The organism is Arthrobacter sp. MOO21 (genome assembly GCF_057369995.2).
Genome location: NZ_CM170671.2, coordinates 565,388 through 583,303 on the forward strand (window position 1 = coordinate 565,388; position 17,916 = coordinate 583,303).

At 64.3% G+C, this 17,916-nt stretch carries 19 protein-coding genes; 13 read left to right on the plus strand and 6 right to left on the minus strand.

The window, feature by feature from the left end:
• Positions 1–411: 411 nt before the first annotated feature.
• Both AC2JAJ_RS02510 and AC2JAJ_RS02515 read left to right on the plus strand, forming a co-directional pair.
• The gene (locus AC2JAJ_RS02510) at positions 412–2,070 is read left to right on the plus strand and encodes a thiamine pyrophosphate-binding protein (RefSeq protein ID WP_486414395.1); all 1,659 of its coding nucleotides are present in this window, start codon (positions 412–414) and stop codon (positions 2,068–2,070) included.
• 196 nt (positions 2,071–2,266) lie between these two features.
• Positions 2,267–3,529 (plus strand): DnaJ domain-containing protein, encoded by a 1,263-nt coding sequence (locus tag AC2JAJ_RS02515; RefSeq protein ID WP_501053341.1) that lies wholly within the window; start codon positions 2,267–2,269, stop codon positions 3,527–3,529.
• A gap of 8 nt (positions 3,530–3,537) precedes the next feature.
• Here the strand turns inward: AC2JAJ_RS02515 and AC2JAJ_RS02520 are convergent, their stop codons facing one another.
• Entirely contained in the window at positions 3,538–3,708 is a 171-nt protein-coding gene (locus AC2JAJ_RS02520) for a hypothetical protein (RefSeq protein ID WP_486414394.1), read from the minus strand.
• Between the two features lie 299 nt (positions 3,709–4,007).
• Here AC2JAJ_RS02520 and AC2JAJ_RS02525 point away from each other — a divergent pair, with 299 nt between their 5' ends.
• The 6 genes from AC2JAJ_RS02525 (at position 4,008) to AC2JAJ_RS02550 (ending at position 10,373) form a co-directional block, all read left to right on the plus strand.
• Positions 4,008–4,757: an SDR family oxidoreductase gene (locus AC2JAJ_RS02525; protein WP_486414393.1), complete on the plus strand. Its 750-nt coding sequence runs from the start codon at positions 4,008–4,010 to the stop codon at positions 4,755–4,757.
• 84 nt (positions 4,758–4,841) lie between these two features.
• Positions 4,842–5,594 (plus strand): hypothetical protein, encoded by a 753-nt coding sequence (locus AC2JAJ_RS02530; RefSeq protein WP_486414392.1) that lies wholly within the window; start codon positions 4,842–4,844, stop codon positions 5,592–5,594.
• A 51-nt stretch (positions 5,595–5,645) separates the two neighbouring features.
• Positions 5,646–7,193, plus strand: coding sequence for an HD domain-containing phosphohydrolase (locus tag AC2JAJ_RS02535; RefSeq protein WP_486414391.1), 1,548 nt, complete (start codon positions 5,646–5,648; stop codon positions 7,191–7,193).
• 503 nt (positions 7,194–7,696) lie between these two features.
• Positions 7,697–8,644, plus strand: coding sequence for an Ltp family lipoprotein (locus AC2JAJ_RS02540; RefSeq protein ID WP_486414390.1), 948 nt, complete (start codon positions 7,697–7,699; stop codon positions 8,642–8,644).
• 229 nt (positions 8,645–8,873) lie between these two features.
• Complete coding sequence (locus tag AC2JAJ_RS02545) at positions 8,874–9,194, plus strand: hypothetical protein (RefSeq protein WP_486414389.1); 321 nt, start codon at positions 8,874–8,876, stop codon at positions 9,192–9,194.
• Positions 9,195–9,443: 249 nt separating this feature from the next.
• Positions 9,444–10,373 carry an NADP-dependent oxidoreductase gene (locus AC2JAJ_RS02550; RefSeq protein ID WP_486414388.1) on the plus strand — a complete coding sequence of 310 codons (930 nt, stop codon included), beginning with the start codon at positions 9,444–9,446 and terminating at the stop codon, positions 10,371–10,373.
• 148 nt (positions 10,374–10,521) lie between these two features.
• Here the strand turns inward: AC2JAJ_RS02550 and AC2JAJ_RS02555 are convergent, their stop codons facing one another.
• From AC2JAJ_RS02555 to AC2JAJ_RS02570, 4 genes are all read right to left on the minus strand, one after another.
• Positions 10,522–11,091, minus strand: a complete 570-nt coding sequence (locus AC2JAJ_RS02555; protein ID WP_486414387.1) for an OsmC family protein — start codon at positions 11,089–11,091, stop codon at positions 10,522–10,524.
• Positions 11,092–11,183: 92 nt separating this feature from the next.
• Complete coding sequence (locus tag AC2JAJ_RS02560) at positions 11,184–11,969, minus strand: methyltransferase domain-containing protein (RefSeq protein WP_486414386.1); 786 nt, start codon at positions 11,967–11,969, stop codon at positions 11,184–11,186.
• Positions 11,970–11,987: 18 nt separating this feature from the next.
• The gene (locus tag AC2JAJ_RS02565; protein ID WP_486414385.1) at positions 11,988–12,245 is read right to left on the minus strand and encodes an anti-sigma factor family protein; all 258 of its coding nucleotides are present in this window, start codon (positions 12,243–12,245) and stop codon (positions 11,988–11,990) included.
• Entirely contained in the window at positions 12,242–12,853 is a 612-nt protein-coding gene (locus AC2JAJ_RS02570) for an RNA polymerase sigma factor (RefSeq protein WP_486414384.1), read from the minus strand. The genes AC2JAJ_RS02565 and AC2JAJ_RS02570 overlap by 4 nt, the downstream gene beginning before the upstream one ends.
• Before the next feature lie 311 nt (positions 12,854–13,164).
• Between AC2JAJ_RS02570 and AC2JAJ_RS02575 the strand changes: the two genes are divergently transcribed.
• The 5 genes from AC2JAJ_RS02575 to AC2JAJ_RS02595 all read left to right on the plus strand — a co-directional run bounded on the left by AC2JAJ_RS02575 (position 13,165) and on the right by AC2JAJ_RS02595 (position 17,125).
• Positions 13,165–14,343 (plus strand): ROK family protein, encoded by a 1,179-nt coding sequence (locus AC2JAJ_RS02575; protein ID WP_486414383.1) that lies wholly within the window; start codon positions 13,165–13,167, stop codon positions 14,341–14,343.
• A gap of 116 nt (positions 14,344–14,459) precedes the next feature.
• Entirely contained in the window at positions 14,460–14,921 is a 462-nt protein-coding gene (locus AC2JAJ_RS02580; protein WP_486414382.1) for a PTS sugar transporter subunit IIA, read from the plus strand.
• A 38-nt stretch (positions 14,922–14,959) separates the two neighbouring features.
• Positions 14,960–15,232: a PTS sugar transporter subunit IIB gene (locus AC2JAJ_RS02585; RefSeq protein WP_473693521.1), complete on the plus strand. Its 273-nt coding sequence runs from the start codon at positions 14,960–14,962 to the stop codon at positions 15,230–15,232.
• Between the two features lie 126 nt (positions 15,233–15,358).
• Positions 15,359–16,801: a PTS ascorbate transporter subunit IIC gene (ulaA, locus tag AC2JAJ_RS02590; protein WP_486414381.1), complete on the plus strand. Its 1,443-nt coding sequence runs from the start codon at positions 15,359–15,361 to the stop codon at positions 16,799–16,801.
• A gap of 42 nt (positions 16,802–16,843) precedes the next feature.
• Positions 16,844–17,125 (plus strand): HPr family phosphocarrier protein, encoded by a 282-nt coding sequence (locus tag AC2JAJ_RS02595; RefSeq protein WP_486414380.1) that lies wholly within the window; start codon positions 16,844–16,846, stop codon positions 17,123–17,125.
• Positions 17,126–17,417: 292 nt separating this feature from the next.
• On the opposite strand, the gene AC2JAJ_RS02600 is transcribed toward AC2JAJ_RS02595, so the two are convergent.
• On the minus strand, positions 17,418–17,804 hold the full coding sequence (locus tag AC2JAJ_RS02600; protein ID WP_486414379.1) for an antibiotic biosynthesis monooxygenase: 387 nt from the start codon (positions 17,802–17,804) through the stop codon (positions 17,418–17,420).
• Positions 17,805–17,916 lie beyond the last annotated feature (112 nt).

Here is a 17,916-nt window from a genome sequence, read left to right on the forward strand (position 1 = left end):
CGTGGGCCCCGGCGATAAAACCGGCAGTCGCTGCACGGCCCAGCTCTGGCGGATGACTAGGGCCACCGACGTCCTCCCAGCCGAGGGACCCGCCACATCCGCACCCGCTTCGGCAATGCGATCTTTCAGGGCGAGTCATACGTGCGACGTTCCGCCGAGGGCGTCGGCACCCGCATCCACCAAGTGATCGCTCCAGTCTGTTCGCGCCCGCGATTTCGACAGGATCTTTGCGATGGGGTCCGAGGGGCAGCTTCAGGGGCGAACCGGAGACACTCTGGAACCTCGTCGAGCGGGAGGCGCGATAGGCACCACAGCTGGGCGATTTGTCACTCCTCCTTCCTTCCGCTGCCAAAAATCCCAGCCGCAAACGCGCCTCTTGCTCATCTGAGGTCTGCGTCACAGGATTCGTGCATGACTTCACTTACCGTTTCCGGCCGTGTGGCGCAGGTTCTCAGCAGCTATGTCAGCGACGTCTTCGGCGTCATGGGCAACGGCAACGTCTACTTCCTGGACGCGGCGGAACAGCAGGGCCTGCGCTTCACTGCCGTGCGGCATGAGGGCGCCGCCATCGCCGCGGCCGACGCCTACTACCGGGCATCGGGACGGCTCGCCGCGGGCACCACCACCTACGGCCCCGGCTACACCAACGCGCTCACCGCCCTCGCCGAGGCGGTCCAGGCGCAGATCCCCGTCGTGCTGGTCACCGGCGACGCGCCCACCAGCGGCGCCCGGCCCTGGGACGTGGACCAGGCGGTCATCGCCGCCGGCCTCGGCGCGGCCACCTTCACCGTCACCCGCGACGCCGCGGGCGCCGTCACCCGGCAGGCGGTGGAGTACGCACTCACCCGGCGCACCGCCGTCGTGCTCGCCATCCCCTACGACCTCGCCGCACTCGAGGCTGCGGACGAGGAACTTCCGGAGCCGGCAGCTTTGAAGGTGACGGACGACGGCGGCGCGGACCTTGGGCAGGTCGCCCGCCTGCTCGCCGGTGCCAGGCGGCCGCTGATCTTGGCCGGCCGGGGTGCGCACCTCGCCGGAGCCGGGCCGGAGCTCCGCAGACTCGCCGATCGGCTCGGCGCACTGACCGCCGGAACCGCCCTCGCGCTCAACCTCCTCAATGGCGAGGGGTACCTGGGTGTGGCCGGCGGTTTCGGCACCGACACAGCGGCCGGGCTCATGTGTGAGGCCGACGTGGTCCTGGTGGCCGGGGCGAGCCTGAGCCCGTTCACCATGCGGTTCGGGCACCTGCTGGGCCCGGATGCGACGGTTATTCAGATCGACACCGCGGTGGAGCCGACTCATGCGCGTGTGGATCTGTTTGTGCAGGCGGACGTGAAGGCTGCTGCTTCGCGGCTGTTGTCACTGGTCGATGGTGAGGCTGCTGCGGTGGCGTGGCGTGCTGAAGCTGCCCGGCGTCTGGCTGGTGGGCCGGGTCATGCTGCCGGTTCGGTTTCGACTGTGGACGGGCGGCTGGACCCGCGCACTCTGGCGACCGCGCTGGACGCCGTGCTGCCGGAGCGCCGCACGGTTGTGCAGGACGGCGGGCACTTCATCGGGTGGGCGCCCATGTACTGGAACATCCCGCGGCCGCAGGATCTGGTAATGGTGGGAACGGCGTTTCAATCGATCGGGCTGGGCTTGGCGAGTGCCGTCGGGGCCGCCCGTGCGGTGGAAGACGACCGCACCTTGGTATTGGCGTCGGGTGACGGCGGTTTCCTGATGGGCCTGTCCGACCTCGAATCGCTGATTGGTGCGGCCCGCAGCGCGATCGTTGTGATCTACAACGATGCCGCCTACGGGGCCGAGATCCACCAGTACGGCTCCCTGGGCCTGACCGAGAAGCCGATGCTGATTCCGGAGGTGGATTTTAGTGGGCTTGCCCGGGCTTTGGGCGCGGAGTCGGCAATTATCCGGTCGCTGTCTGACTTGTCGGCGCTTCAGGACTGGATCGACGCCGGCGCGGTGGGAACGTTCGTGGCGGACTGCCGCATCACGTCCTCTGTCCGAGCGCCGTGGCTGACCGAGTGGATGAAGGCGAGCCGGGCAGCAAAGGCAGCAGTCGCCGGGTAGCGACGCATCTTCTTCCCCGATGAAAGACGTCAGGAACAACCTCAGAAGTACCACTGTCATTCAAAGGGGACTTCGGGAAAACAAAGGTCCTCGAGCCGGGAATCTCGGTCCACTGAGTTTTGGTAAAAGAAGGCTTATAAGCAAAGACGCAAAACCGCGGGTAGGCTGCCTCAGGGGAACGAGAGGAATAGTCCGCATGACACAGGCAGCCATTACCCATTATGAGGTGCTGGGGATATCGAAAACGGCCGATGCTGCTGAAATAAAGAGGGCTTACCAGCGCAGACTCCGCACAGCACATCCGGACATGGGCGGCAGTACAGGACTATTTCGGCTCGTTCAGGAAGCCTACGAGGTCCTCTCCGATCCGATCCGGAGGCAGGCTTACGACCGAAATCCGAATGGCAGTAATTCCGGGCACGATCGTGGCGGGAACACCCAGGGGACGCGACAGGAACAAACGCGGTCCCGTTCGGACTCCTCGCAGCGGAGACCGGAGGCAGCCTTCGCTGACATGGAGCAACCGCCCTCGCGACTTTCGTGGACAGGCCCGGACGTGGAGTATCGCCCTCCGCTCACACCGCCGTCGGGCAAACCTGAGAAGATCCGGCGACCTGCGCCTGCTTGGACACGTACTTGGCGAACTGTCTTTATAGTCCTGGGCAGCGTGTTCACCTTTCCGCCGCTGGTCGCTACGATCTGGTACTTCTGCAATTCCCAGACAAACCCCAACTGGCTTTCGACCTGGACAGCCTGTTTATTCGCTACTGTCCTGACTGCCGGGTTCTGGTTTGTGCTCGCCATGCTCCCAAAGTGGTGGACAACCAGGAAGCGGCCTGCACCGCCTGCTGTTCTTGCCAGCGCTTATCTGGTTGAAGAACTTATCGGCCGGAACGTGCATGGTGCGCCTGGTCGGGGACTGTCTGTGGGGCGCTTTGGGGACAAAGCGGAGATCGGTGCTGAGGGCGAAAAGCGCACTGCACGGCTCATCACTGATTCCGTTCTTCCTGCAATCCCAGCTGCCAGACTTATCAACGGCCTACATTGGCCTGGATCTGAACATGCCGATCTGGATCATGCTGTTATCGCCGGAAACAGAATCGCTCTAATTGACTCAAAAATGTGGGCGGACGGCGCCTACTGGTGGGACAATAAACGACTTTTCCGAAACGGACGAGAGCTGAAAGCCTTTGGGTTGGGAGCAGGCGTTGAGGCAATTCGTGCCGCCTACCCCGGGTTTGTTGTTGAAGGTTGGGTGGTGCTGCACTCACCAACGGGACGCCTTGCCCTGCCTTCGGTAGAGCGTGCTGGCATGTTCCCGCTTCCCGGCCGGGCGCCCATTCGCCTGGTCACCCCGCTAGAACTCGTGTCCGAGATCCACGCCTTCCTGATACAGGGGGATGCCCCGCATACTGTTCAGGTACCCGCTTTGGCTGGACTCCTTCGCTCGATGGTGTAGGAGTCGTCCTACAGCCGCCGCTGCCGGAACATCGGGAACGACTCCAGCACCCGTTCCACCGTCTCCAGCGAAACCTCCACCGTCAGCACCTGTGCTCCCCCGGCACCCAGGACGAGCAGACCAGCAGGACCTGCGCGCCGGCGTCGGCCAGTGACCTGGCCAGCTCCGGACGGCATCATGTCTGGACACCGCCGTCGAGGTTTACCACGAGACCCTGGCCGAACTGTACGACTACTTCATCCCCTACCCCATCGAGAAGCTGCACAAGTCGAACCTTGACCACATCGCGCTGGTGGCAGCCCTCCGCGCCGGCAGGGTTGAGGAAGCGGTGGAGGTCTCCCGGAAGCACGTGGACATCCTGCACCGCACCATGTTCATGGGGCTGGCGAAGGGCCAAGCCTAAGCCGCCAGATCAATCCACACCGCCGGGCCGCCGGACGCACCTGTTTTGTCGTAGACCCGGCCTAGGATTTCTTCCATGAGGATTGCCGTTGCAGGGGGAACCGGGACAGTGGGCCGCCACGTTGTGGCCATCGCCAGAGAGCGCGGGCACGATGTGGTCAGCATCAGCCGCACCGCTGGGGTGGACCTGGTCAGCGGGCGCGGCCTCGACCAGGCACTCCAAGATGTCGAGGCAGTCATCGACGTCGCCGGCATCCAAACCATGTCCACCAAGAAAGCCGTGGATTTCTTCACCAACGCCACCCAGAACCTGCTGGCGGCCGAGAAGAAGGCCGGCGTGAAACACCATGTGGCGCTGTCCATTGTGGGCATCGACAACGCCAATTCGGGCTTGTACGCCGGGAAGCTGGTGCAGGAGGACGAAGTCAGGCACGGCGGCGTTCCCTGGACCCTCCTCCGGTCCACCCAGTTCCACGAGTTCGTGCCGATGTCCATCAGGGCCACCTCGGTGGGCCCGCTGGTCTTCGTGCCCACGATGTTCACCCGGCCGGTGGCGGCACAGGAGGTGGCCGCGGCCCTGGTGGACGCGGCGGAGGCGGGGCCGAAGGGCCGCATCCCGGACCTCGGCGGCCCGCGGACCGAACGGCTGAAGGACCTCGTCTCGGCCTACCTGGCCAGGACGCGGCAGAAAAAACGGATCGTTCCACTGCACGTCCCCGGCCCCATGGGCAAGGCCATGCGCAAAGGCGCCCTGATCCCGGCGCCGGGTTCCGCCGTCGGACGCCAGACGTTCCTGGAGTGGCTCGAAGCCAGCGACGCCGCGTAGAAGCCGGTCCTAAATGGGGCAGTTGCCCCATGCCCTTGCTGCGGCCCGGTCCTACGCTCAGGGCATGGAGAAAAGGAGGCGGCCATGAACACCTACCAGCCGCAGTCATCAGCACAGGCAACACCGAAACTCGCCGAACTTCCCGAGGACGAAGCGGAGCATTTCGCCGGCTACGCCGTCTTCGGGCTACCTTTCACCAGCGGCCACTACCTGGCATTCCGGGACTTTCCGGTGAGCTCCGTTGGCCCCGGCTACCGCTCCGTCTGGCACCGCACGCCCGTCGGGGAATGGACCCTTTACGCCAACGTCGCACCCGAGTTCAGCTGCGCCCGCTATTTCGGGGCAGCCTTCCACCATACGGTGGAGACCGACGTCGACATCCACTGGAGCGGGCCGTTCACCGCCGCAATCACGGTCCCGGGCGTCCTTGACTGGCACCTGCAGCTGGGCACCTCCGCGGCAACCACAATGCTGACCGCCATGGCCATGCGGATGCCCGAAACGCTGTGGCGCAACGAGCTCGTGCTCCGCGCCATGGGAGCCTTCGCCGGGCCGCTGCTGAACGCCGGCAGGATGAAGGTCTCCGGCGTGGTGCCCAACGGCCAGACGTTCCAGGCCCAGCCCCGGCAGTTGTGGCTGGTCACCGATTCCCAGGCCACCATCCTCGGTGAGGACGCGGGCGTGCCCGGGGCGCTGGAGGTGCAGGACCACCTGGCGGACTTCTGGCTTCCGCAACGTGGACTGTTCGGAGCCCGGGTGGGCGTGCGGTTCCCGTCCACCGCCCGTCCTGGCGTGGAACCCGCCGGCGTCCGCGGAGGGAAGAAGCAGGCCGCATGACGCCGGGCTGATCCCTACTGCCCGCGGTGATGGCTTCCTAGAATGGCAGGTGTGAAGCAGTCACCGGCTGGACCGCGCCGCAGTGAAGTCCTGGCCGCGCTGTCCCTCGCCATTGACCTGGGCCTGGGGCAGCCGATGGAGCACATGCTGCGGTCCTGCCTGCTGGCGTTGCGGATCGCTAAGGCGGCGGGAGTTGATGCGGCCGGTCAGAGCAGGCTCTACTACGCCAACCAGGTGGCGTGGATCGGCTGCCACGCGGATTCCTTCGAACTGGCCGCGCTGTTCACGGACGACATCGCTTTCCGCGCCGATTACTACAACCGCGACCAGCACGGACTGCCCATGTACGCCGGCATGTTCAGCCATGCCGGCGCGGGCCTGCCTCCTCTCGCCCGCGTTGCCTACTGGACGCGTTTCGCGGCAACGGGCAGCGCTGCGGTGCGGAACATGATTGCCTCGCACTGCATCTCCGCCGGGGTGCTGGCCAGCAATGTAGGGCTCGACGGCGGCGTGGCAGGTCTGCTTGCACACACCTTTGAGCGGTGGGACGGCAAGGGCCTGCCGGAGGGCGTAGCGGGGCCCGCCATTCCGCTGGAAATGCGGATCATGCATTTGGCGGATACGGCGGAGGTGTTCCTGCGCCAGGAGGGCCTGGCGGGTGCGGTGGCGATGGTGCGGGCGCGCCGCGGCACCCAGTTCGATCCGGCCCTGGCCGGGCTGTTCATCGACCAGGCCGAGGCGCTCACCGAAGGACTGCTCGACGTCGACTGCTGGCAGGCTGCCCTGGACCTGGCTCCCAGCGACGCTCCCCTGTCCGGGCCCCAGCTGGATGCGGTGCTGCGGGCGGTCGGTGACTTCGCGGACCTCAAATCCCCTTACACCGCCGGACACTCCCGCGCAGTGGCTGCCCTCGCAGCCGCCGCAGGCGAGGAGCACGGGCTGCCGGCCGACGATGTGAGTGAGCTCCGCCGTGCAGGATGGGTTCACGACTTGGGCCGCCTGGGAGTATCCAACCAGGTATGGGACAAGAAGGAGCCCCTCACCCGGGCGGACCTGGAACGCATCCACATGCATCCGTACCTGGGGGAACGGATCCTCAGCCGCGTGCCCGGGCTGAAGGGCGAAGCGGCCCTGACCGGCCTGCACCATGAGCGGCTGGACGGATCCGGCTACCCGCGCGGGATTGGCGGAACGGAGTTGGGGATCAAGCAGCGGATTCTCGCGGCCGCGGACTCCTACCACGCCTCCCTGGAGCCCCGTCCGCACCGGGCAGCGCTCGCGCCGGCCGACGCGGCTGCCAGGCTGAGGCAGGAAGTTTCAGCCGGCCGGATCAGCCGCGAGGCTGCGGACGCCGTGCTCACGGCGGCCGGCCAGCAGCCCCACCACCGCCCAGCCGCTCCGGCTGGGCTCACGCCCAGGGAAATGGAAATCCTCGGCATGCTCTGCCGCGGAATGACTCCGGCCGAGATAGCCGGCAGCCTGTTTCTCGCCCGCAAGACCGTCCGCAACCACGTGGAGCACATCTACACCAAGATCGGTGCGACCAACCGGGTGGGGGCCACACTGTTCGCGGTGAGGAACGGGCTGATCGAGCAGTGACCCGTTGGGCCGCTCTGGACACGCAGCAGCTATCCACCCGGCGTTCGCCGTCGTACTGGTCATAGTGCGCAGCGTTCTATTTGAATTTGCCCTTCATTTTGCTGACTCGTTCCTCATTTGATATCAACTCTTATTTGAACGTTGAGTTGGAAGCGCCCTCGGCCATCCAACGATATTGAAGCCTGAGATTGACAATGCGCTGCTATTCCAAGTGAGTGCGATAATTTCGTTCCCATCATTAAGATTCCCAAGAAACAGCTTCGGAGATCCTGCGAAAACATTGAGCAAGTCTTGAGCCTTAGAAAGTAGCCTCCTATTTGCGGGTATCTAAGCCCGCGACGCTACTTGGGGGAAGCGAAGATGGCTGTATCTATCGGCTGGCGCGACAGTCCGCGTTTGCGGATGGGACTCAAAACGGACTTACCCTCACTTGCGTCCATCACCGCACCCATCCCGCACGCTTCGCATTGCACGTCGGTCAGGTGTCCTCTGAAAGGACTCTCATGAGCCAGCAACCCTACACAGCCCCCTATCCCCCGAACTACGGCTATGGGCAGCCGCCGATAGGCAACAAATCGTTCCTAACTGCCTGGCTGCTCTCACTGCTCGTTGGCGTCTTCGGGGTGGACCGCTTCTACCTGGGCAAAGTGGGAACTGGAATTCTGAAACTGGTTACTCTCGGTGGCTTTGGTATTTGGGCTCTCATTGACCTCATCCTGATTCTCACCAACAAAATGAGGGACAAACAGGGCCTTCCGCTGGTGGGCTACGACAGGCACCGGAAGGTCGCCCTTATCGTCACCGGCGTCCTCATTCTCCTGAGCATCGTTGTCAATTCAGCCCGGGCTGGGTCTTCCCCTGCGTCTGCGCCCGCTCCCTCCACTCCGAAGGTGGCCGCTGCAGCTCAGACGGCCTCTGCAACGCCAACGCCCACGAAGGATCCTGCCGTCGCTGCGGCGGAAGCGAAAGCCTCAGCCAGTGCGAAGGCTGAGGCTGACGCTGCTGCGAAAGCAAAGGCGGAGGCGGATGCTGCCGCTAAGGCCCAAGCCGAGGCGGCGGCTAAAGCGAAAGCTGAAGCCGATGCGGCCGCCAAGGCAAAGGCGGATGCTGACGCCGCGGCTGCCAAGGCTGCTGCCGAGGCTGAGGCGGCCGCCAAGAGGGGCACTATCAGCCAGCAGAACGCGCTCCGCAAAGCTGAGAGCTACCTCAAATTCAGTGCCTTCTCCCGCTCCGACCTCATCGGCCAGCTGGAATACAACAAGTTTTCGACTGAAGATGCAACCTGGGCAGTGGACCGCGTGACGGTCGACTGGAACGAACAGGCAGCCAAGAAAGCAGCGAGTTACCTGAAGTTCAGTTCATTCTCGCGAGGCGATCTGATCGACCAGTTGCTTTACAACGGCTTCACCCCAGAACAGGCAGAATACGGGGTAAACACAACCGGGCTTTAGTTCGATAGGTTCGACAACTCCATTTAGACGGTAAATTTCATTCGATCAGCGAAGTGACTGCCGACGTGGAATTACCTCGCTAATATTTGAAAAGGTAATGTTCTTGAAACTCACCATATCCTTAGCCAGCGGCGTGATTATGTGCTTAGCCCTCGCTGGCTGCTCCTCAGGCTCACCTCAAGCAGCTCCCACCGTCACGCAAGTCGTTACACAGACAGCCACTGCTACCGTGACTGCAACGGCAACAGTAACGGTAACGGCTGAACCTGTCGCTCCTGCGGTTGTTGCGACGCCGGTGGCCCCGCCGGTGGCCCCACCACCTCCCGCCCCGGCAGCACCAGCAACTGCCGTGATCCCGGCCAATGTCGCCGGAATGAACGCGGAGGCGCTCGACGATGAGTTGACTGCCTTGGGTTTCAAAAAGGTCGTCTACAACTCTGATACAGGCAAGACCGTGTTGTTGCTCAGTAACTGGACAGTTACTGGAATTGATAATGCAGGTCTGGAACAAGCCGTCAGTAAGGCTGTAGTTGTGCACGTAACCAAGTAGTTTCTGCTTTGCTAAGGGTGCGTCCGGCTGGGCCGGACGCGCCCTTAAAGTCCCTCAACCGCTCTCACCAACCGCCCGGCACCAAGTAAAAGGCTGCGGGATTTTCGCGTCTATGCCAGGGCCAGACCCGCACCTCTCGCAAAGATCTCGACTCCCGTTCCCACGAGAACACGGCTGGACTCCCGTGCGATGCACCACTTCCCGAAGAGATCCGGAATAGCCACACGTGACCCCGCCGTTGTGGCAGACATGAAGGCAATCACCTACAGCGAATACGGAAACCCGGACGTCCTTGAGTACGGCGACCAGCCGATGCCAAAGGTGGGTCCCGGCATGGTCCTGGTCAAAGTCAAGGCAGCCGCAGTGAATCCGGTGGACTGGAAGATCATGGCGGGCTACCTGGATGCCGTCATGGACCTGCAGTTTCCCGCCATCCCCGGCTGGGACGTAGCGGGAGTTGTGGAGTCGGTCGGGATCGATGCCCGGCAGTTCAAGCCCGGCGACGAGGTCATCGCCTACGGCCGCAAGGACTACGTCCATGGTGGAAGCTTTGCCGAGTACATCGCGTTGCCGGAGCGCCTTCTGGCCCGGAAGCCTGCCTCGCTTGGCTGGAACGAATCGGCGGGCCTGCCGCTGGCCGGCCTCACCGCCTACCAGGTTCTCAACCGGCTGGGCCTGAAGGCCGGTGAAAGTGTCCTGATCCATGGTGGCTCCGGAGGCGTGGGCTCCCTCGGCATCCAGATCGCCGTCGCAACGGGTGCCAGCGTCATTGCCACCGCCTCTGAGAAGAACCACGAGTTCCTCCGCTCCCTGGGCGCCGAGCCGGTTGCCTACGGGGATGGGCTCGCAGACCGCGTGCGCGCGCTGCGTCCCGACGGCGTGGACGTGGTTGCCGATTTCGTTGGCGGCAATCTCGAGGCCACACTGGCCGTGCTGGCTGAGGGAGGCCGGCACGCCTCGATTGCCGACAGCGAAGTTGAAGAGCACGGCGGCGAGTGGATGTGGGTCAACCCAGTGGCGGCCGACCTGCAGGCACTCACGGACCTGGTGGACAACCGGGAAATGCGTGTGGAAGTTGCCGAAGTCTTCCCGCTCGAAAAGGCCGCGGATGCCTTCCGGTCCAACATGGAAGGACATACCCGCGGCAAGATCGTGGTCGCAGTGGACCAGCATTCCTGACCCGCACAGCTGGCTGAGGAAGGCTCCGTCCCGTGGGACGGAGCCTTCCTCGTGTAGACCCGCGCTTGCCCATTGCCTCCGATATCGGCGTGGACCGGGCCGAGCCCCAGGCCAATGAAGGGCTGGTTTCTGCCGTTCCGGTCTGGCTTTATCGGCTGCGGGCCAGGCTGACCTCCACCGGGTTGCGGACGATGTCGAGCACGGGCGACGTGCGCTGTACATAGCGGCACAGTTCGTCTATCTCCTGGTCGGAGGCGTCGGCGTCCACCCGGTAGGTAATCCAGATCTTCTGGTAGCCGGGGCGGACGTCCCGGGACAGGCCGAGGAACCCGTGCAGATCGAGCTCGCCCTCTATATCGAACTCGAGGCTGCGCACCGTGATCCCCTTGGCGGCAGCGTTGTAGACGAACCCGACGGTCAGGCATGAGGTGAGGGCGTGCAGCACAGCTTCAACCGCGTTGGGTGCGGTGTTGCTGCCGAGCAGTACCGCCGGCTCGTCGCCGCTCAGGGTGAAAGGCCCTGTCCTGGACGAGTCCTCCGCGTTCGCCCCGTAGAACCCCTTGATCCGGGTCTGGCTCCGGCCTCCTCCCTGCCAGCTGGTGCTGGCGCGGAAGCGGAACTCCGCGATGGACGGTTCGCCTTGAATCGCCGCGATGGTGTCGGCGAGCTGGGTGACGCTGATGCCGTTCAATTCGACGGCTTCGGTGGGCGCGGACATGGCAATTCTCCTCATTGTTGTTGTTTTCGGACAGGGTTCTTCTGCCCGGCGGACAGTTGGCGCCGTCCCGCCGATTGGGGCCGGCTGTCGTTCTAGGCGGGCTTGTGGGCGCGCATCACCATTGCGTGTGCGCCGAACCCGCCGGCCGTGGCCCGGGTGGAGGCGCTGCTGCTCGCGGCGAAGTAGTCCAGGTCCCCCAGCCGCTCGACGTCGGTGAAGCCCACCTCGGTGAACATCCGCAGGTAGTCGGCCTGCGTCGTCGCCCCTACGATGCACTCGGCCCACAGCCGCGGCTTCGCTCGGCAGGCCTCGGAGGGCAGGTCCTCGACGACGATGTCGGCGATCTGCACCCAGCCGCCAGGCCTGAGCACGCGGTGGATCTCGGCGACCGCCTTCCGTTTGGCCGGGACGAGGTTGATGACGCCGTTACTCGTGACGGCGTCCACGCTGCCGTCCGCGAGGGGCAGGTTCTCGGCGTTGCCCTCCAGGACCTCGACGTTGTCCGCTCCGGCGAGGCGCGCGTTCGCCCTGGCCTTGCCGCGCATCGCTTCGGTCATGTCCACCCCGTACACGAAGCCCTCGCTGCCCACAGACAAGGCCGCGACGAGCAGGTCGGTCCCCGAGCCCGAGCCGATGTCGAGCACCGCGTCCCCCGGTTTGAGGACCTCGGCCGCGAACGGGTAGCCCACCCCGGCGAAGGACTCGACCGCCGCCGCGGGCAGCCGGTCGAGGAGCTCCGGCGGATAGCCGACGTACTCCGCGGCCGCCCGGCCAGTCGGGAAGTGGTATCCCTGCCCGGGGCTGAGCGCCACGTTCGTGTACATCGCGATGACGGCGTCGAAAATGACTTGGCGCTGGTCCGAAGTGATGACGACCATCTCACTGGCCTTTCTGGTTCAGGGGGCGGGGGTATCGGCGAAACTGCGGAGGAGGGCCTGTACCCGGCCGGCGACGCCCTGGTCCACCGGCTCGGCGCCAAGGTGGCGGATCCGCGTCTTGAGCTCACGCTCGAACTCTGCCCTCGAGCAGCAGCTGCGGCAGGTTTCCAGGTGGGCGTTCAGCTCGGCCTCCAGCCGCCCGCTCAGCTCGTGGTCAAGATGCTCGGCGAGCACACGGATGGCCTCCTCGCATGAGGTGATCGATGTGGGCTTCATTCCCGTTCTCCCTTCCCCTGTGCCGGCCCGTGGCCTGGTCCGGCGTACTGCCAGAGGTGCTTCTGCATCAGCGCGCGCCCCCGGGAGAGGCGCGACCGGACGGTGCCAACGGGCACGTCGAGCGCCGCACCGGCGTCCCTGTATGACAGCTCGTAGACGTCCACCAGCACCACGGCGGAACGGTACGGCTCCGGAAGCGAGTCGAGAGCCGCCTGCAGGTCACTTCGCAGCAGCCCGTCGAAGAACTCCTGTTCCGGGTTGCCCCACCACAACAGGATCGGCTGGTGGATACGCTCAAAAATCGAAAAGTTTTCGGCATCGACCCCCAAGTACTCCTCCTCGGGGCGTACACGGGCGGCACGATACTGCGAAATGTAGACGTTGGTGAGAATCCGGAAGAGCCACCCCTGGAAGGTGCCGCGGTCAGCCAGCGTCGGGAGCTTCGCCCAAGCCCGCGTCAGCGCCTCGGCGACCAGGTCTTCCGCGTTGGTGCGGTCGCGGCACAGCTTCACCGCGGCACCGTAGAGCTTCGGCAGCAGCGCCTGGACCTCATCCGAGAACCATGCGTGCTGCGCCGACGACCGCACTGCCTCGGTTGCCATGCTCATAGGATCACACACCTTCTTCCTTAAAGGAGAAGACGCAGCAGTCCCGGATTGGTTCCCGAGGAACGCCGGACTCGAGTCGCTGGCCAGCAACGTGGCTACCATCAGCATCAGCTCTGTGGCCCCTTCCTACTGAAGGAGCCGGAGGGGCACGGCCTTCACGTCACGTGGGCCACAATCGAAATTGGAAGGTCAGCCTGCCGCCACTGTTTAAGCTCAAGTAGCCGTGGTAAAGACGGGGTAGGCTTTCGAATATCAGTATGCATAATTCCGGTAAGGATCCCGGGGCAGCGACCGAATCACGAGAGGTTGGAATGGCGCAATCACTTTCGACAGGATCAGGTGTTGTCCTGGACCTGATCAGGTCCGGAGAGGCCACCACCAGGACCGACCTTCTGGAGCGGCTGGGATGGTCGCGCATCACCCTTGCCCGGCGGCTCGAGGAGTTGCTGAACGCGTCCATCATCAGGAGCGTCGGCCAGCTCGATTCACGGGGAGGACGCCCGCCTGAAAAGTTCGCCGTGAAGCCGGATTCAGGCGTGCTGCTGGCCCTGGACATCGGCGGTTCACACAGCCAGGTCGCCATTACGGACCTGGTGTCCACCATCCTCGCCGTGGACGAGGCAGACATCGGTCCAAGCCAGGGCCCGGCTGAGATTTTCGAGTGGGCCGGCCAGGTCTTTGACCTCATGCTGCAACGCCTCGGAAAGACCAGGGCCGACGTCCTGGGGATCGGTGTGGGAGTCCCCGGTCCGGTCGATGTCACAACCGGCCGCCTGGCATCGCCGCAAGTCGATGGGCAGTGGGACGGCGTCGCTGTCCGCGACTACTTCGCAAGCAGATACGAACATGCCGTCCTTGCGGTCGACCGGGACGTCAACGTCATGACGATGGCCGAAGCAAGGCGCGGCGGTGTGGGATACCGGGACATTGTGGGCGTCAAAGCGGGCATCGGGATCGGGCTGGGTTTCGTCCTCGACGGCGCCGTCTACCGCGGAGCACGCGGAGGTGCGGGAGATTTGAGCCGCCCGCGCATCGGCGGCGGCCGCCTGCAGCGGCTTGAAACGATAGCCAGCGGAGCGGTCGTGCGCGCCGAACTCGTAGCCCGCGGCTACAAGGTCAGGACAGGGGCGGACATCGTCGAGCTCGCCAACAACGGGGATCACCGGACGCTGACCCTCCTTGAAGAAACCGGAACAACCCTTGGACAGACACTGGCCGACATCGTCGGACTGATCAACCCCGAGGCGGTCATCATCGGCGGAAGCCTTGCCGCCGCGGGCGAACCCTTCCTCCGGCCCATCCGGGAAGCCATCTACGCAGGGGCGCGTGAGTTCGCCACCCGGGACCTCGTCGTCGAACGGTCCGGCCTTGGAGCCGTTGCGGGCCTGACAGGAGCATCGCTGCTTGCCCAGGACGCGCTCTTCGCGCCCGACAGGATCAGCCGGTTGACCCACAGCGGAGCAAACTCCCTCGCGATGGCCTCCGTCTGAAGGGGCCCTTCGACGAATAACACTTTGGTCTACTAGTAGACTTAAGCCACAAATCCTTGTTACGGTGATCTAACTCACATCGTCGTGATGTGATCCGCTGACTAAAGGATCCCCACGTGGCTATCAACCTCGCTGAAGAACTTTCCTCCATCACCACCAACGTGGCCGCCTCCGACTGGAGGGAGGCTATCCGCCGCGCCGGCGACGGACTCGTGGCAGGCGGAGTCACCACGGAGGACTACACCGAACAGATGATTGCGGCCGTGGAAGAGCACGGCCCCTACATCGTCATCGCCCCCGGCGTCGCGCTCGCCCACGCCCGCCCCTCCGAATCCGTCAAAAAGGGAGGGCTCAGCTGGGTCAGCCTGGCTTCCCCCGTCACGTTCGGGCACACCTCGAACGACCCCGTTTCCCTGGTCATAGGCCTTGCAGCACTTGACCACACTGCCCACATCGAAGTCCTCAGGGCAGTCGCCGGGATCCTTTCTGATCCCACCACCCGCAGGGGCCTTGACGCCGCAGAGAGCGCGGAAGAAGTCCGCTCCCTCCTGGCGGGCACGGCCTCGCCGAACAAGTAGCAACACCACCACCCCCCTGAATTGAAAGGCAACGAACCATGAAGATCGTCGCTGTATGTGGAATGGGCATTGGGACATCAGTGCTCCTGAAAATGAACGCGGAAAAGGTCCTCCAGGATCTCGGCGTCGATGCCGATATCGAGGCTGCCGACATCGGCGTGGCCCGCGGTGCGGCGCAGACGGCGGAAATCGTCCTCACGTCCGAGGAGCTCGCACCGGAAATTGGTGATGTCCCCGCAGAGGTCATTGTCATCGAGAACTTCTTTGATCTTGAAGAGATCCACAAGAAACTGTCTGCCGCTGTCCGCTAGCCACCGCGGAGGTTCCTCCACCTGCGCCATCACAACATCAACCAACATTTTCAGCATTAAGGGAGTGCCTACGGCATGGACTGGCTCGTAGTAGTACTGAATTTCATAGGGCAGCAGATTCTCAATGTGCCCGCTTACCTGATCGGCATCATCACCGCAGCAGGCCTCATGGCATTGCGCCGCAACTCGGGCCAAGTCATCGGAGGCGCACTCAAGGCGGCCTTGGGTTTCTTCATCCTCGGCGTGGGTGCCACCGTGGTCACCGGATCGCTTGATCCCCTTGGCCAACTCATCCTCACCGTGACCGGGGCCCAAGGTGTGATCCCCACCAACGAGGTCATCACGGCAATGGCCCAGGAACAGTTCGGCGCCCAAAGCGCATACGTCCTGACGTTTGGCTTCCTCACCATGCTGGTGCTGGCGCGCTTCACGCCGTTGAAGTACGTGTTCCTGACCGGCCACCACATGGTGTTCATGGCCACCATGCTCACCGTTATCCTGTCCGTCGGCCTGGGGGAAGGCTCTGACTGGCTGGTCGTACTCCTCGGGGCCGTCCTGCTGGGCGTCATCATGGTGGTCATGCCGGCATTCCTCCACCCCTGGACGAAGAAGATCACCGGTAACGACACCATCGCCATCGGCCACTTCGGTTCGCTGGGCTACATTGCCGCGGGTGCAGTGGGGCAGGCCGCGGGCAAGCGCAGCAAGTCAGCCGAGGAGATCCAGTTCCCGCAAGGGCTGAAGTTCCTCCGCGATTCCATGGTCGCCACCTCGCTGTCCATGGTCCTGATCTACATGGTCTTCACCATCTGGGGACTCATCGCCCTTCCTTCTGCCGAGGCGCTGGCAATCTTTGACGTCCCTGACGCGGGAGCATTCATCATGGCCGGCTTCAAGCAAGCGCTGATGTTCGGCGTCGGCGTGGCCGTCATCCTCTACGGTGTCCGCACGGTACTGGGCGAACTCGTCCCGGCCTTCCAGGGCATCGCAGCCAAGGTGGTCCCGGGCGCCAAGGCCGCCCTCGACATCCCCATCGTCTTCCCCTTTGGAGCCAACGCCGTGCTGATCGGCTTCCTGAGCTCCTTCACCGGCGGCCTGCTCGCCCTCGGCGTCCTCGCCCTCTGGCTGAACCCCGCTTTCGGCCTGGCCCTGATCCTGCCCGGAATGGTCCCGCACTTCTTCACCGGCGGCGGCGCCGGCGTGTACGGCAACGCAACCGGCGGACGCAGAGGAGCGATGCTGGGCGGCTTCGTCAACGGCATCATCATTACGATCCTGCCCGCCGTCCTGCTGCTCGTCCTGGGCCAGTTCGGGCTCGCCAACAGCACCTTCGGTGACGCCGACTTCGGCTGGTTCGGCACCCTCATTGGCGTCAGCCTCAGCGGCGGCCCTGCCATCGGCGCCGTTCTGACTGTCCTTATCGCCACCGCCCTTGTGACAGCCGCGATCATCTTCCAACGGAGGGTGGTGGATGCTGGGTGGGTCCCCGGGGCCAAGCGCGACGCATGGCTCGCCGAAGCCCAGGAAAGCGAGAAAACCCAAGCCAAGCAAGAAACTCCCACGGCCTAACCGATTCCCCAACACAGCAAAACACGCAGACAAAGGAACCACATGCCCGAACGTACAGCCACGATTGCCAGCCGAGTGGGCCTCCACGCCCGTCCCGCATCGGTCTTCGCGGAGGAAGTCAGCAAGCTGGAACTGGAGGTGACCATCGCTTCCCCGGAAGTCAGCCCCGACGAGGCCCTCGACGCTGCGAGCATCCTCTCCCTCATGAGCCTGGGTGCCTCGCATGGGGACGTTGTGGTACTTCGCGCCGACGGCCCGGGTGCCGATGCAGCCCTCGACCACCTGGTGGGGATCCTGGAGACGGACCATGATGTAGAGGCCTAAAACCAGCAGGAAATCAGCACCTACGGGGTGGCGCGCACAAGGTGCACGCCACCCCCGATGCTGTGCAAAGTAGGGCACCTCGCGCTGATTGGGACGCGGACGGAGAGAGCATTGATGCCGGCCGCAGGACCCTGCGTCCGTCCTGACCGGCGAGCAGCTGCACTCTCGTCCCTGGGCGCTCACTGCCATCGGATGGACGGCCAAGAATCCTCCGTTTCTGATTCAGCTCCCTAGCACCACTTTGGCCGGAGACGCCCCGTGGGAAAGCCGATAAGGTCCTGCCCGGACCCTCTCATCCAACAGGTGACCCGGCCCGGAGAACCCCCGCAACGTGCCGCGGAAACTCTGTCAGGTCCTCGCCCGCCTCCTGGTACCACTGCGAGAGAACCGTCGGCGGCTGGCCCAGGACGGTCGTGTTGCTGAACGATTCGATCCACGACCCGGACCGTGCCAGGTGTTCGCTGACCAGAGCCATGTGGTTGGCCATGGATTCGGCGTCGGCATGGACCTGAAGGACGGTGATCTGCCGGCCCTGTTCATCGGCGAAGAACTGGAACACCAGCATCCTCGGCTCACGGCTCTCCACCAGGCCTGCCACCTCGCGGCAGGCCTCGAGGGCTTCATCGAGGTGCCCAGGGCGCACGGTATAGGTGCTCAAGTAGACAAACGGCTCGTACATGATGGCCTCCTAAAACCAGGTGATCCACACCCTGCGGATCACCTTCAGGATCCCGCCGACGCACCGCGCGGGCATCGGCGGATCGCGCCACCTTCGGCATCCGGCACTGGGT